The organism is Rothia kristinae NBRC 15354 (assembly GCF_001570865.1).
Classification (GTDB): Bacteria; Actinomycetota; Actinomycetes; order Actinomycetales; family Micrococcaceae; genus Rothia; species Rothia kristinae.
In genome coordinates this window covers 113241-127213 of record NZ_BCSM01000005.1, presented here as the reverse complement: position 1 = coordinate 127213, position 13973 = coordinate 113241, and the positions used below count along the sequence as shown (strand labels likewise).

The window sequence follows — 13973 nt, the reverse complement described above, 5'->3', positions numbered from 1 at the left end:
GGCGGGGCCGATCCGCCACTCCCGGACCGGATCGTGTGCCCACCCCGCCCGCGGACCGGATCGTGCTCCCCGGACCGGATGATCCGGCCCCCGATGCACGATCCGGTCCACGTCCCATCTCAGGCGACGGCCCGGGCGTGGGCCAAGAGCTCCGGGGGCATCGGACGGTCCAGCTCCCACAGAATCCGCATGGGCTTCTCCCCCTGATGCTCCCGATACCGCACCGTCCCCAGGCAGGTGAACGGCTCCGTGCCGATATCCCCGGCGGTGGCCTCCCGCACGCACAGCAGCACCTGGGACCCTCTCTGCTCATGCGTCCGATACCTGAGTCCGGTGGGACTGCCCGCGGCGGTGGAGCTCTGGGACTCCCAGTGGAACAGCGACTCATCCACCGCATAGTCCCTATAGAGGGTGCTCGGGGAGAACTGCGCCTCCGATTTGCGCAGGGTCACCAGCAGCAGGTCCACCCGCGCCTCGGGAAACCATCGGACTCCGGAGACCAGTGACCCCGGGGTCCCCTTCGTCCGCGTGCCCAATCCCAGCGCGGCGGCGAGCTCATCCCTCGAATATCGGGCATGGCTGCGCAGCGGACTGCTCTCCAGCGGCCCGTTGAGCCTCTCCGGCAGCGCGCGCGTCTCGGTCTCGCACACGTCCAGCAGCTGGAGCAGCTCACGCCTCACGTGGACGGATCTCGCCAGCCGCTGCAGCGCCTCAGTCATGCCCTCCGGGGCGCCCTGAGGCCAGAAGGAGAAGTACAGCATCGGCGCGAAGGGATCCTCCGCCCGCACCCGGGGATCCAGAGCGGGGTCCAGCAGGCGTCTGTAGGCGCGGATCCGCTCCGGGTCATCCACATGCGTCAGCCCCCGGATCCTCCGGAGCAGATCGTATTCTGCGGACAGCGGTGGGAGAGCGTCATCCGGCCGAGCCCACACCTCCAGCGCAGACCAGCAGGCGGGTCGCTGCTCCCCGCGCATGCTGCGGCTGGAAGCGCCGTAGATATCGGCCAGCGTCCGTCCCGATCCCTCCAGATAGGCCCGCAGGGAGCTCTCCGCACCGGTCTGATCGGTGTGCTGGCGGATATCGGCGACGAGCTCGCGGGTGCTCAGGGACAGCTGCGACCTGACGTTGGCCAGGACCTCCTGCTGCGCCACCCGATCCAGGATGATCTGGCTGCCGGACGGCAGGAACGGGAAGCCCTGCTCGATGCCTGCCACGAGGCGGCTGCGGGACAGCCCGGTCAGCGCCCGCAGCTTCAGGTCGAAGCGGAACTGCGCCGATTGATGGCCCACGAAATCCAGCACCGTGAGCACCGACTTGCCCGGCGCCCGACGCAGCCCCCGCCCGAGCTGCTGCAGGAAGATCGTCGCGGACTGGGTGGGGCGAAGCATCAGCACCGTGTCGATCTCCGGGATGTCCAGCCCCTCGTTGAACAGATCCACCGCGAAGATGCAGGTGATCTCCCCGGCGCGCAGAGCCGCCAACCCGTCGTCGCGCTCGGAGGTGGAAGAGGTCCCGGACAGCGCCACAGCCGGCAGACCGGCCCGGCGGAAGCACTGGGCCATGAAGCGGGCGTGCTCCACCGACACGCAGAAACCCAGCGCACGCATCCTGCGCGGATCCGTCACCTGGTCCCGGACCGCGTTGATGACCTTCCGGGCGCGAGCATCATGGTGATCCAGCACCGAAGCCAGCTGTCGGGTCTCATACTCGCCGCGCCGGAAGGAGAGACGGGACAGGTCCACGTCATCCCAGATCCCGAAGTAGTGGAAGGGGACCAGAAGGTCCCGCTCCAGCGCATCCCACAGCCGCATCTGGCTGGCGATGCGCCCGCCGAAGTGCTCCTGCGCGACGTTCACCCCATCGGTGCGCTCCGGCGTCGCGGTGAGCCCCAGCAGCTCTCGGGGCGTCAGATGATCGAGGATCCTCCGATAGGTGGCGGCCTCCGCATGGTGGAACTCGTCCACCACGACGATGTCGAAGTGGTCCGGGTTCCACCGCCGCAGCTGCTCCGGACGGCCCATCGACTGCACCGAGGCGAAGACGTGCTCCCCGAAGACCGGTTGGTGGCCATCCACCATCAACTCACCGAAGGCGCCTTCGCCGAGAACATCCCGGTACGTGCTCAGCGCCTGCTCCAGGATCTCGCGCCGGTGAGCGAGGAACAGCAGCGTGGGCCGAGGCCGGGCCTCACCCGACAGCTCCCGGTAATCCAGTGCGGCCATGACGGTCTTGCCCGTCCCCGTGGCAGCGACCAGCAGATTGCGGTGCCGGCCGTGGACCGTCCTCTCGCTGCGCAGCTCCTCCAACATGGTCCGCTGGAAATCGTACGGTCGGACTTCCAAACCGGACAGTCGCGGGCTCGCACCGTCGGCTCTTCCTCGACCGGAGGCCAGCATCAGCTCCGCGTCCAGGCGGTCGCCGTCCCGGTCCGGGTCATAGTCCTCGAAGGCCGGGTCATTCCAGTAGGTGTCGAATGTGGCCGAGAACTTCTCCATCAGGGCCGGGGTCGCGGTCTGCGAGATGCGGACATTCCACTCCAGTCCGTCCAGCAGGGCATCGCGGCTGAGATTGGAGCTGCCCACGTACCCGGTGTGGAAGCCTGTCCCGCGGTGGAACAGCCATGCCTTCGCGTGCAGCCGGGTGGACCGGGCGTTGTAGCTGATCTTCACCTGCGCCCCGTACTCCCGCACCAGCTCATCCAGGGCCCGTCGATCCGTCGCACCGATGTACGTAGTGGTCAGCACCCGCAGCGGCACCCCGCGCCGTCGCAGGTCCTCAAACCCGTCGCGCAGCAGACGCGTTCCGCTGCGCTTGATGAAGGCGCACAGCAGATCCACCCGTTCGGAGCTCAGCATCTCCGTGCGAAGCTCCGCGTGCAGCGAAGGATCCGCCGGGGCGTTGGTGAGCAGGGCGACGTCGGACAGCGGAGTCGCGGGACGACGCAGCGGCTGCGCATCCTCCTCGAGGACCTGGGTCAGCAGCTGCGCCTCGGGCGGCAGCTGGGCGCCCCCGGTGTCATCGGGAACGACTCGCAGAAGTCGATTGGCGAATTCGCGGCGCTGATCCGCCGGCAGCTGCTGCAGAGCATCGCTGATCTGACGTCCCAGGTGACGAGCCAGGATGTGGGGCAGATCAGCGGGATCGATGCGCTCGCGGACCGGTATCAGGTGGGGCGCGGCCGTGAGAGCGGCGTCGAGATCCCGATCGATCAGCCGTTCGTACAGACCCACGGCCAGTTCCATGCGTCCCAGAGGGCCGGGGGTGGTCGGCGTCGCCTCGGTCATGGTCCTCGCTTTCCTCGGAGGTGGCTCCCGCATCGACGGGCGGCATCTTCCCGCAGCCTATCCGCATGTGTCAGGAAACGAGGGTGCCGTGGCCGGCGGGCGCGGACCGGATCGTGCATCGTGGGCCGGATGATCCGGTGCATCTCGCACGATCCGGTCCGCGAGCCGTGCGCATCCCGCCCGTGAGCCGGGGCCGACGGGGCGGGCTAGGCTGATGCCGACCGGAATCGGCGAGCGCGGAAGGGGCCGACGTGGACCACCAGCTGCGGCGCATCCACCGGGAGACGGCGCGCGTCCTGCGCGAGCGCCTCGCCCCTGCGGTCTCCCGCGTCGTCGGCGCCGCGCTGACCCGGCACATCGACCGACGGCGCCCCACACCGGCCAACGCCGCGCCCGCACCCGGTCCCACGAGCCCCGCCGATCACGCATCCGCGGCCGATCCAACCGGCGCCACCCTGGCCTCCAGCGGGTCAGGCGACCGCCCGTCGGGCAGTCCGGCATCCGGCCCGACGGGCATCGCCACGCCGCAGACCACAGCCGATCCCCGCCGCCCCACCCGCGGCCTTTACCTGCACCACGCCTTCCGGCTGCCGCTGGGCCGCACCCTGCGCTACCACGTGTACGCCCGGGGCATCCGCTGGGATCGGCCGGTCGGCGTCGTCGTCTACCTGGACGGGGACTACTGGGTGCCCGCCCAATCCCGGGTGCATCAGCCCACCGGCGCGACCATGCTGCGCCTGGGGGCCATCACCAACGCCCGCAACCTGGTGCTGATCGCGGTGGACACCCCGGACCGCCGCTACTCCAAGGAGGGCTTCACCTGGTGGGTGCGGGCCCGGGCCAACGGACGGGTGCTGCGGGTCGCCGCGCGCCTGGCCCGACGTCGCCTCCCGGTCGATCCCGCCCGCACCTGGGTCATGGGCTACTCCGGGGGCGCCGAGTTCCTGACCTTCGACCTGCTCGCCCACCGGGCCCCGGCCTGGCTGCGCGGCGGGGCCATCATGGTCGCCGGGGGCGGCACCCGCGCCACCCCGCAGCCTCCGCCCGAGGCCGCCGCCCACCTGCCCCTGCACTGGTGGATCGGGCAGGCCGACGGCTCCCCCGACGGCTCCGGACCGCTGTGGTCCGCGCAGGCCGCAGCCGCCGAGGGGATCCGCGCCTACCGCCGGGCCGGATGGCGTGGGATCGTCCGGCATGAGCTGCCGGAGGTCAAGCACACCGACTATGACCTGCCCGGGATCCTGCGGGCCACCCTGGACGACGCCGGGCTGCGGCCCCGCGGTACCCGGTGATGGCCCGCCGATCCCGTCCCGTCTGCCCGGTTCCACCACGAGCGGGCGTCTCCCCCACCCGCATCCGGCTGCCCAACGATGAGCACCACGACACCGTCGCCGCGTACCTCACGCACCGGTTCCCGCCGCACGACGTCGAGCACACCGCCGCTCTGTTCGCCCGCGGGGCCGTCTTCGGGCCCGACGGCGAGCCCCTGGGCGCCGACGCCTCCTACCGTCCCGGCGGGCACGTGTGGGTCTTCCGTCCGCTACCCTCCGAGCCTCCGGTGCCCACGGATCTGCCGGTGCTCTACGAGGACGAGCACGTGCTGGCGGTGGACAAGCCCCACGGGCTGGCCGTGACCCCACGCGGCGGCTTCGTGCGCCAGACCGTCGTCACCCTGCTGCGGGCCCAAGGGGAACGCGACGGTGACCCCGCGGCCGCGCTGATCTCCCCGGTGCATCGGCTGGATCGGCTCACCGCGGGGGTGCTGCTGCTGGCCAAGACCCGGGAGGCCCGTGGGCCCCTGCAGCGCCAGTTCGAGGCCCGGGAGGCGCAGAAGGTCTACGAGCTGCTGGCTCCGCTCAGGCCCCAGCCGGCGGAGGGCATGTCGGAGGACCCGGTGGCGATGCCGGCTGCCCCCGATCCGCCCCTGCGGGTGCGCTCCCGGCTGGTCAAGCCGGAGGGCTCCCTGCGGGTGCTCAGCATTCCCGGTGCCGCCAACTCCGTGACGGAGGTGCGCCTGCTCGCCGCCCGCGACGGCGACCTCGGGCTCTACGAGGCGCGGCCGCTGACCGGACGCACCCACCAGATCCGGGTGCACCTGGCCGGGCTCGGGCGCCCGATCCTCGGCGACCCCCTCTACGGACCCGCACCGACCGACGTCGCCGGAACCCCGGAGGTCCCGCTGGCACTGCTGGCCCGTCAGCTGCGGGTGCGGCATCCGGTGACCGGCGCGCCCCTGACCCTGCGCTCCCGCCGTAGGCTGGAGGCACCCGACCCGTGAAGGAGGCCGCCGTGGCCGAGAACTCCGACCCCCGCGCGCCGCAGAACCGAAGCGCCGGCGCCCCGCAGGACCGGGCCGCGCGCACTGCGACCGGCAGGGAACCGGCACCCCACAGGGGCCCCGCAGCCGACGGGGAATCAGCGGCGTCGGAGGGCCCGCGCTCGGCCCGGCACCGCGAGCGCTCCGTCGCCTCTGCCCGCGAGGAGGCCTCCCAGCGGGCGGAGCTTGCCGCGCACTCCGTCCTCGAGCTGTTCACCCACCGCCTGCTGGGGGTCCCCGGGACCCTGATCGGCGAGCCCGCAGCGCCCGCGCCGAAGGAGCTGAAGACGAAGGTGCTGGGCTGGAACTACTGGTGGCAGACGCACCTGCTGGACGCGATCGTCGACGCCGGGCTGCGCGCGCACCGCGAGCACCGCTCCGAGCTGGCCCGCGAGTGGCTGCAGCGGGGGCGTCGGCTGCTGCGCGGCATCCGCTGGCACAACGGCGGCACCTACGTGAACTCGTTCTTCGACGACATGGCCTGGCTGACCCTGGCCGTGCGCCGCCTGGATGCGCTGAGCCGGAAGGTCGATGGCGAGGGCAGCGCCCCGGCCCAGGACGCCGCCCGGACGCTGTACCCGCAGCTGCGCCGGGCCATCACGGCCGAGACCGGCGGGGGCGCGTTCTGGTCCAAGAAGCTGGACTTCAAGAACACCCCGGCCACCGCGCCGATCGCCCTGGCCCACGCGGGGCAGGCCCAGACCTCCCAGCGGCTGCTGGACTGGCTGCGCGAGCGGCTGTTCGCCGAGGGCCAGGGCTACTGGGACGGCATCAAGCTGGTGGCGCAGCAGGACGGCACCGTGGAGCACCGGGTGGAGCGCAACCTGTACTCCTACAACCAGGGCACGGTGCTCGGCGCCCTGCTGGAGACCCCGGGGGCGGACCTGGAGCACGCGGAGGAGCTGATCGGTCTGATCGCGGAGAAGATGACCACGAGCCTCGAGGTGGAGGGCACCCCGGTGCGGATCCTCAACACGCGGGGCTCCGGGGATGCGGGGCTGTTCGCGGGGATCCTCGCCCGGTACCTCACCCAGGCGGCCCGGGACACCCGGTTGGCCTCCACCGCGCGGGCCACCGCCCGGGATCTGGTGCTGGCCACCGCGGAGCTGCTGTGGGCCGGGCGCCGGGAGTTCGACCCGGACCTGCCGCTGAACGAGGACGGGGTGGATGTGACCGAGGTGCGGGGCACGCCGGTGGCCGTGTTCTCCCCGGACGCCTCCCGGCCGACGTCGCAGACCCTGCCCGCCGGGGCTCCCGTGCAGCTGTCCTCGCAGGTGCAGGCCTGGACGATCCTGGAGGCCGCCGCCCGGCTGAGCTGAGATCCGGCGTTCAGCGGGTAGCCGAACCTCCCGGTCCGGGCCTGACGGGGGTGGCCCGGGCCCTCCCGGTGCGATAGAACCGAGGCATGAGCACTGTGCGCACCCCGGATCCCGTCCCCGGCTGGCTGACCGAGGAGGAGCTGGCCGCCGCCCGTCGGAAGCTGCCGATGGTCTACGTCCAGGCGATCCCGGTGGTCCTGGACCCGTTGGGCAACGTCGTGGAGGTCGGGCTGCTGCTGCGGCCCAACGAGGACGGGGAGATGGTGCGCTCCTTCGTCTCCGGGCGGGTGCACTACCGGGAGACGATCCGCGCGGCCCTGCTGCGCCACCTGGAGAAGGACCTGGGGCCGCTGGCGATGCCGCAGCTGCCGGCCTCCCTGACCCCGTTCACGGTCGCGGAGTACTTCCCGAGCCCCTCACAGTCCGGGCTGACCGATGAGCGCCAGCACAGCGTGGCCCTGTGCTACGTGATCCCGGTGCAGGGCGACTGCGAGCCCCGTCAGGACGCGCTGCAACTGACCTGGTTCACGCCCGAGGAGGCGATGGACGCGCAGGTGCAGGCCGAGTTCGAGGGCGGCGGCGGAGACCTGGTGCACCGGGCCCTGGCGCACATGGGCTGGGGTCGGTGCTGATCCGGAAGCTAAGGGACGGCGCCTTCTGCGAGGGCGCTGATCCGCCTCACCGCATCCGGGTCGTGCAGTGAGCCCGCCCGAAGCTGGCTCTCCAGGCGATTCTTCGCTCGCAGGAAGTGCTGCCGGTCTCGAGGACGGATCTGCCCGACCTCCACTTCTTTCCGATCCAGCATCTGCGCCAGGAACAGGATGTCGTCCACGTGCCTGTCCCATTCGCTGTCGCTGGTGTTGGACAGAGCCGCGCACTTGGCGACCAGGCTGCTGTACAGCGTAGGGCGCAGCACCATCCCCTCCTCACCGTCCACCATTCTCAAGGTGATCGCTTCGCTCCGGTCGAGGGCCTGCTGGATGCCGTGCCCCTCCAGCAGGCGCCGGCCGAGGACATCGTGCTTGGATCTGCCGGCATTGACGGGGATCAGCAGATCGATCTCCGTATCGTCTCTGCGCCACCGGACCTGCGGCCCGTCCGGGTTGGTGAGCACCGGACGGTACCCTGCGTCCTGCAGAAACCGGCTGGCGGTCACTCCGATCTCCGGGACCTCCCGATAGCCCAGACCGGCATCGATGTCTTCCGTGGTCCGCGCGGGCGCGACACCACGCTCCCAGGCATGCAGCTGGGCCATCTGCCCGCCGATGACGGTCCATCCGGAGGGCATCTCCCGGTACAGGGCGAAGAGCGTGGACCAGCCCCGGCGCTGGCGTTCGACCAGGTACGGCGCGTTCACCACGATGTTCGGGGTCATGATGCCCCGTTCCGCACCACTTCTGCGACCCTCCGGTCCTCACGGACGCCGGGTCGATGCGCCAGATCCACCAGAGCGGTCATCAGGTCAGGAGCAGCGTCCCGGCGATGGATCACCAGCTTCACCGGGGTTTCCGCCATGCGCTCCCTCGACCATTCGGTGGGAATCTTCCGCATCTGCACTTCCAGTTCACCGGGCACGGACATGCGGATACCGGGGTGGCTCACCCCGGTCAACGGGAGCCGGTCCAACAGGTCCGGATCCGGGGCAACCCACCGGATCTCCGGTTTCGGCCACAGGCCGCGGGACCAGGCGCGAAGCAATCGGGCGGGCTCGGCGGCAGATCGCAGCTGCTGCAGCCGACGCTCCACACGAAGCCGTTCGACGGCATCGGCTCGCAGCCGTCCTTCCTGAGCCGTGTCCACCATGCTGCGCAGGCGCTCCAACAGCATGTCGAAGGACCTCGGCGACATCGGCCGCACCGGGAAGGCGCCGTCAGCAACTCGGTTCTGCACCGCACTCCTGCTGATCTCCCACCGCCCGCCGAGCTTCTGCGCGGCCAGCCGGCCTTCGGCGATCAGCGTCCGCGCTCGGCGCTGACTCACGCCCAGGTGCTCGGCGGCCTCCCGCACGCTGAGGGTCTCCCGGTCGACCTCTCCTGCCGGTGCCCCCGCGCCGCGCCGAGGCTGCGCCGTCTGCTCCCGCTGCGCCATCGCGCCCCACCCCCTTCCGGAAGCCCTGTTGGCGGAACCCTTGTGCAATCCTGCGTATCCGGAACCCTAGTGCAATGCGGGGTCGGAGGAAAGACCCCCGGCACCCCGCCCTTGACCCGCGCCCCCCGGACCCGCAGCGCCGGACACCCCACCCCGTAGGATGGACGGGTGCCGACCGCAGAGAGCCCCCAGCGTCCCACCCCCGGCGTCGCCGCCAGCAACCCCGGCGCCGAACCCGCAGAGAACACCGCCCCGCCGTCCGGAACCGCCGCCTTCGGCTTCGCCGTCGGCGCCCGCCTGGCCGAGACCGACGACGCCCGCGGCACCCGCAGCGCCCGCGAGCGCAACGACGGCGGGCAGTTCCTGGGACGCACCGGGGTGATCACCACCCCGCACGGATCCATCGCGACCCCCGCGTTCATCCCCGTGGGCACGCAGGCCACCGTCAAGGCGGTGCTGCCGGAGTCCATGGCCGAGCTGGGGGCGCAGGCGCTGCTGGCCAACGCCTACCACCTGTACCTGCAGCCGGGCCCGGAGGTCCTGGACGCCGCGGGCGGGCTGGGCGCGTTCATGAACTGGCCCGGCCCCACCTTCACCGATTCCGGCGGCTTCCAGGTGATGTCCCTGGGCTCGGGGTTCAAGAAGGTCATCGACATGGGCACCGTGACCGGCGCCGTCGGCGCGGATGGGCGCCCGGTGGGCGATGACGACGTCGCCGCGGGCAAGGAGCGCATGGCCTACGTGGACGACGACGGGGTGACCTTCCGCTCGCATCTGAACGGGGACCGGCACCGCTTCACCCCGGAGGTCTCGATGCGGGTGCAGCATCAGCTGGGCGCGGACATCATGTTCGCCTTCGACGAGCTGACCACCCTCTACAACTCCCGGGGGTACCAGGAGCTGGCACTGGAGCGGACCCGCCTCTGGGCGCTGCGCTGCGTGGCCGAGCACCGGCGGCTCACCGAGCAGCGGGCCGGGAAGCCCTATCAGGCGCTGTTCGGGGTGATCCAGGGCGCTCAGTACGAGGACCTGCGCCGGAAGGCCTGCCGGGACCTGGGCGCGATGGGCTTCAACGGCTTCGGGCTGGGCGGGGCCCTGGAGAAGGAGAACCTCGGCACGATCGTGCGGTGGTGCTCGGAGGAGCTGCCGGAGGCCAAGCCTCGGCACCTGCTGGGCATCTCCGAGCCGGATGACATCTTCGTGGCCATCGAGAACGGGGCGGACACCTTCGACTGCGTCTCCCCCACCCGGGTGGCCCGCACCTCCGCGGTGTACTCCCCGGATGGGCGCTTCAACGTCAGCAACGCCCGGTTCAAGACGGACTTCTCCCCGATCGTGGACGGCTGCGACTGCTACACCTGCACCCACTACACCCGGGCGTACCTGCACCACCTGTTCAAGGCCAAGGAGCGCCTGGCCGCGACCCTGGCGTCGATCCACAACGAGCGGTTCATCGTGCGGATGGTCGACACCGCGCGGCAGACCATCGCCTCGGGGGACTACTTCGCCTACCGGGACGAGTTCCTGGGCCGGTACTACGCCGCGCGCACGACGCCGGGACCGGCGTCGGGCGCGGCACCATCCGATGACGCGGCGTCGGCCGGGAAGGGGCGCGCATGAGCATCCTCGCCACGGTCCCGGCCCGCCAGATCGTCTCCGTCTCCCAGGATGTGCGGGCCCCGCGCCGGGAGGTCTACGCGGCGTTCCTGGATCCGCTGCGCCTGGCCGCCTGGTACGGCCCCGAGGGCTGGATCGTCCCGGTGCACACCATCTCCCTGGACGCCCGCCCGGGCGGGATCCTGCGGCTGGCGATGGTCCACCACGAGAACCCCGGCCAGGCGGTGCCCCTGTACTCCACGTTCGTCTCGGTGGTCCCGGATCAGCTGCTGGAGCACCGGGAGTCCCTGCCCGGCCCGGACGGGCAGGCCAGCGACGCGCAGGTGCTGCACCGCATCGAGTTCCTGGAGCGGGAGGTCGACGGCGCCCCGGGCACCCGGGTGGTGCTCAGCCAGGGGCCCCTGCCCCCGGAGGTGCACCCCGGGGTTGCCACCGCGTGGCGCTCCTCCCTGCGGCGCCTGGCCCACACGGTGCAGGCCGAGACCGCCCGCCCCCGCGGCTGAGGCCCGCCCTCGCGCCGGGTCAGTCCCGGGAGCGAATCGGCCCGTGGCGCAGCTTCGAGGGCCACCACACGGCGTCGCCGATGTCGTGCACCAGGGCCGGGACCAGCAGGGCCCGCACCAGAGTGGTGTCCAGCAGCACGCCGAAGGCCACCAGGAAGGCCAGCTGCGCCAGGAACATCAGCGGGATCACGGCCAGCGCCGCGAAGGTCGCCGCCAGCACGACGCCGGCCGCGGTGATCACCCCGCCGGTCAGGCGCAGCCCCCGCAGCACCCCCTCGCGGGTGCCCGCGCTCAGGGACTCCTCCCGCACCCGGGTCATCAGGAAGATGTTGTAGTCGATGCCCAGGGCCACGAGGAACACGAAGGCGTACAGCGGCACCGTGGGGTCGGCGTTCGAGAAGCCCAGCAGGTGGTGGAACACCAGGGCGCCCACCCCCAGGGCCGCGAGGTAGCTGACCACGGTGGTGGCCACCAGCAGCAGCGGGGCGAGGATCGAGCGCAGCAGGAGCATGAGGATCACGGTGATCACCGCGAGGATGATCGGGATGATCAGCGCCCGGTCCGCGCTGGCCGCCTCTAGGGTGTCCAGATCCTGGGCGGTGGTCCCGCCCACCAGGGCGTGCGCATCCGCGGCGGTGATCCGGTCCCGCATCCGCTGCACCGTGTCCTCCGCGGCCGCCGAATCCGGGGCGTCGGCCAGGGTCACCTCCAGCATCACGTCCCCCTCGGCCACGGTGGGCTGCGCCCCGTCGTAGGGCGGGGCGGAGCGCTGCTGCTGATCCAGCGGCACCGTGCCGGTGGGGGAATCCGCGGCGACCACGCTGACCGAATCCACGCCGTCGGTCTCCCGCAGGATCTGCCCGGCCTGCTGCTCGGCGTCGGCCGCGACGACCACCTGCGCCGGGGTCCCGGAGCCGCCGGGGAAGTGCTCGGCCTGGACCTGCTGGCCGTCCCGGGCGTCGGAGTGGCCGAGGATCAGCTCCGACTGCGGGACCCCGGAGGCCCGGAACTGCAGGGCGAAGGCCGCCATGATCACGAGGGCTGCGGCGCTGACCAGCCAGATCGGGCGGGCTCGGCGCCCCACCCGCCGCGCGATGCCGCCCCACAGCCGGGCCGGGGGCGTGAAGTCCTCGCCTCGGAAGCGCGGACGGGCGGGCCAGAAGGCCACACGGCCGAAGATCAGCAGCAGCGCCGGCAGGAGGGTCAGGGCCGCGAGCATCGCGAAGACGATGCCGGTGGCGGCCACCGGGCCGAGGGCGGCGTTGGTCTTCAGGGAGGAGAACATCAGGCACAGCAGCCCGGCGATGACGGTGCCGCCGGAGGCGGCCACCGGCTCGATGGTGCCCCGCCAGGCCGCGCGCATCGCCGCGGGCACCGTGCGGTGGGTCTGCAGGGCTTCGCGGTAGCGGGCCACGAACAGCAGGGAGTAGTCCGTGGCCGCGCCGATGACGAGGATGAACAGGATGCCCTGGATCTGCCCGTTGATGCTCAGCCACGCGGCGTCGGCCAGGTGCCAGATCACCAGGATGGAGGCGGACAGGGCGGCCAGGGAGGTCAGCAGCACCAGGATCGGCAGCAGGGGCGAGCGGTAGACCGCCAGCAGGATCACGAACACCACGACCAGGGCCACCGCCAGCAGGATGCCGTCGATCCCGGAGAAGGCCTCGGCCAGATCCGCGGTGAACCCGGCCGGGCCCGTGACCCACCCGCGCAGGCCCTCGGGGGCCTCGTTCAGCCGCTCCCGCAGGGCGGTCACGGCGTCGTCGGGCTGCGCCCCGGAATCCAGGGGCAGCACGATCTGCAGGGCCTTGCCGTCCTCGGAGGGGATCGCCGGGGAGGCCGCCCCGTCCAGGGGCACCTCGCGGCCCGAGTCCTTCGCCAGCTGCTGGGCCCAGGCGGTGTCCTGCTCGGTGATCCCGTCCGGGTTCTCCAGCACGACGATCGCCGGGATCGCGTCGGATTCCTTGAAGTCGGCCAGGCGCTGGGCCACCTCGGTGGACTGGGCGCTGGCGGGCAGCCGGTCCGTGGCCGATTCCGAGGTCACCTCGGAGATCTTCCCGAAGTAGGGCCCGCCGATGCCGGTTACCGCCAGCCAGGCGAGGATCAGCAGGGCCGGCAGCAGGATGCGCAGCCAGCGTCGGCCCGGGCGGGCCTGCGGATCCAGGTGCTGGGGATGGTGCCGGTCGCGGTCGCTGTGGGGCTCGACGTGGTGGTCGGCGCGTGGGGTGCTGTGCTGGGCGTTCACGGGGTCTCCTCGGGGTCGGTGCGGGGGTGCTCGGCGTCGTCGGTGGCACCCGGGGGCTGGCCGGGGCGGGCGGGAGGCTCCGCCGCCTCCGGGCCGCCCAGGGCGGTGTTCAGCCCGGTCAGGAAGGCGTCGATGGTGCCCAGCTGGGTGTGGTCGAAGCGCTCGGCGACGGTGCGCATCGCGGCCAGGTGCCCGGAGAAGTGCGCGAAGAACTCCCGCCGGGCGTGCTCGGTGAGCACCAGCACGCGGGAGCGTCGATCCCGCGGGTGCGGCTCCCGGCGCAGGTGCCCGGCCGCGACGAGCCGGTCGATCAGGGCGGTGGCGGAGGCCGTGGTGATCTCCAGGTGCGCGGCGACCTCCTTGGGGGTCGTCAGTCGGCCGCGCTGGTCCCGCACGATGAGAAGGCGCAGGGTCGCCAGGTCGGTGGCGTTGAGTCCCATGCCGTCCTTGAGCTCGGCGTGGGCGTGGTCCAGGGTCTGGCCCAGCACCTGCAGCTGCTGCAGGACCCGCAGGACGGCGCCGTCGGGCTGTCTCACCCACCATCACCCCTCGAAAATCTAACTAGATTATCTAGCAGTCTAGGGGGTGGCTCCGGTCTCC

11 protein-coding genes are annotated in these 13973 nt (G+C 71.8%); 6 read left to right on the top strand and 5 right to left on the bottom strand.

Annotated elements, in window-relative coordinates; all coding sequences use genetic code 11:
- Positions 1 to 119: 119 nt before the first annotated feature.
- Entirely contained in the window at positions 120 to 3284 is a 3165-nt protein-coding gene (locus tag KKR01S_RS04850; protein ID WP_244884108.1) for a DEAD/DEAH box helicase, read from the bottom strand.
- 251 nt (positions 3285 to 3535) lie between these two features.
- On the opposite strand from KKR01S_RS04850, the gene KKR01S_RS04845 reads away from it, so the two are divergent.
- The 4 genes from KKR01S_RS04845 to KKR01S_RS04830 all read left to right on the top strand — a co-directional run bounded on the left by KKR01S_RS04845 (position 3536) and on the right by KKR01S_RS04830 (position 7552).
- On the top strand, positions 3536 to 4576 hold the full coding sequence (locus tag KKR01S_RS04845) for a hypothetical protein (protein ID WP_061225413.1): 1041 nt from the start codon (positions 3536 to 3538) through the stop codon (positions 4574 to 4576).
- Positions 4576 to 5562, top strand: coding sequence for a pseudouridine synthase (locus KKR01S_RS04840; RefSeq protein WP_061225412.1), 987 nt, complete (start codon positions 4576 to 4578; stop codon positions 5560 to 5562). Before KKR01S_RS04845 ends, KKR01S_RS04840 begins: the two co-directional genes overlap by 1 nt.
- An 11-nt stretch (positions 5563 to 5573) precedes the next feature.
- Positions 5574 to 6920: a glycoside hydrolase family 76 protein gene (locus KKR01S_RS04835; protein WP_244884107.1), complete on the top strand. Its 1347-nt coding sequence runs from the start codon at positions 5574 to 5576 to the stop codon at positions 6918 to 6920.
- Between the two features lie 86 nt (positions 6921 to 7006).
- Positions 7007 to 7552, top strand: a complete 546-nt coding sequence (locus KKR01S_RS04830) for an NUDIX hydrolase family protein (RefSeq protein WP_058731748.1) — start codon at positions 7007 to 7009, stop codon at positions 7550 to 7552.
- Positions 7553 to 7560: 8 nt separating this feature from the next.
- Here the strand turns inward: KKR01S_RS04830 and KKR01S_RS04825 are convergent, their stop codons facing one another.
- Entirely contained in the window at positions 7561 to 8295 is a 735-nt protein-coding gene (locus KKR01S_RS04825) for a hypothetical protein (RefSeq protein ID WP_061225411.1), read from the bottom strand.
- The gene (locus KKR01S_RS04820) at positions 8292 to 9008 is read right to left on the bottom strand and encodes a helix-turn-helix domain-containing protein (protein WP_061225410.1); all 717 of its coding nucleotides are present in this window, start codon (positions 9006 to 9008) and stop codon (positions 8292 to 8294) included. The genes KKR01S_RS04825 and KKR01S_RS04820 overlap by 4 nt, the downstream gene beginning before the upstream one ends.
- A 297-nt stretch (positions 9009 to 9305) precedes the next feature.
- Here KKR01S_RS04820 and tgt point away from each other — a divergent pair, with 297 nt between their 5' ends.
- Positions 9306 to 10628, top strand: a complete 1323-nt coding sequence (gene tgt, locus KKR01S_RS04815; protein WP_081047939.1) for a tRNA guanosine(34) transglycosylase Tgt — start codon at positions 9306 to 9308, stop codon at positions 10626 to 10628.
- On the top strand, positions 10625 to 11128 hold the full coding sequence (locus KKR01S_RS04810; RefSeq protein WP_058731805.1) for an SRPBCC family protein: 504 nt from the start codon (positions 10625 to 10627) through the stop codon (positions 11126 to 11128). Before tgt ends, KKR01S_RS04810 begins: the two co-directional genes overlap by 4 nt.
- A 19-nt stretch (positions 11129 to 11147) precedes the next feature.
- Here the strand turns inward: KKR01S_RS04810 and KKR01S_RS04805 are convergent, their stop codons facing one another.
- Complete coding sequence (locus KKR01S_RS04805; RefSeq protein WP_244884106.1) at positions 11148 to 13373, bottom strand: MMPL family transporter; 2226 nt, start codon at positions 13371 to 13373, stop codon at positions 11148 to 11150.
- The gene (locus KKR01S_RS04800; protein ID WP_244884105.1) at positions 13370 to 13909 is read right to left on the bottom strand and encodes a MarR family winged helix-turn-helix transcriptional regulator; all 540 of its coding nucleotides are present in this window, start codon (positions 13907 to 13909) and stop codon (positions 13370 to 13372) included. The genes KKR01S_RS04805 and KKR01S_RS04800 overlap by 4 nt, the downstream gene beginning before the upstream one ends.
- Positions 13910 to 13973: the final 64 nt, after the last annotated feature.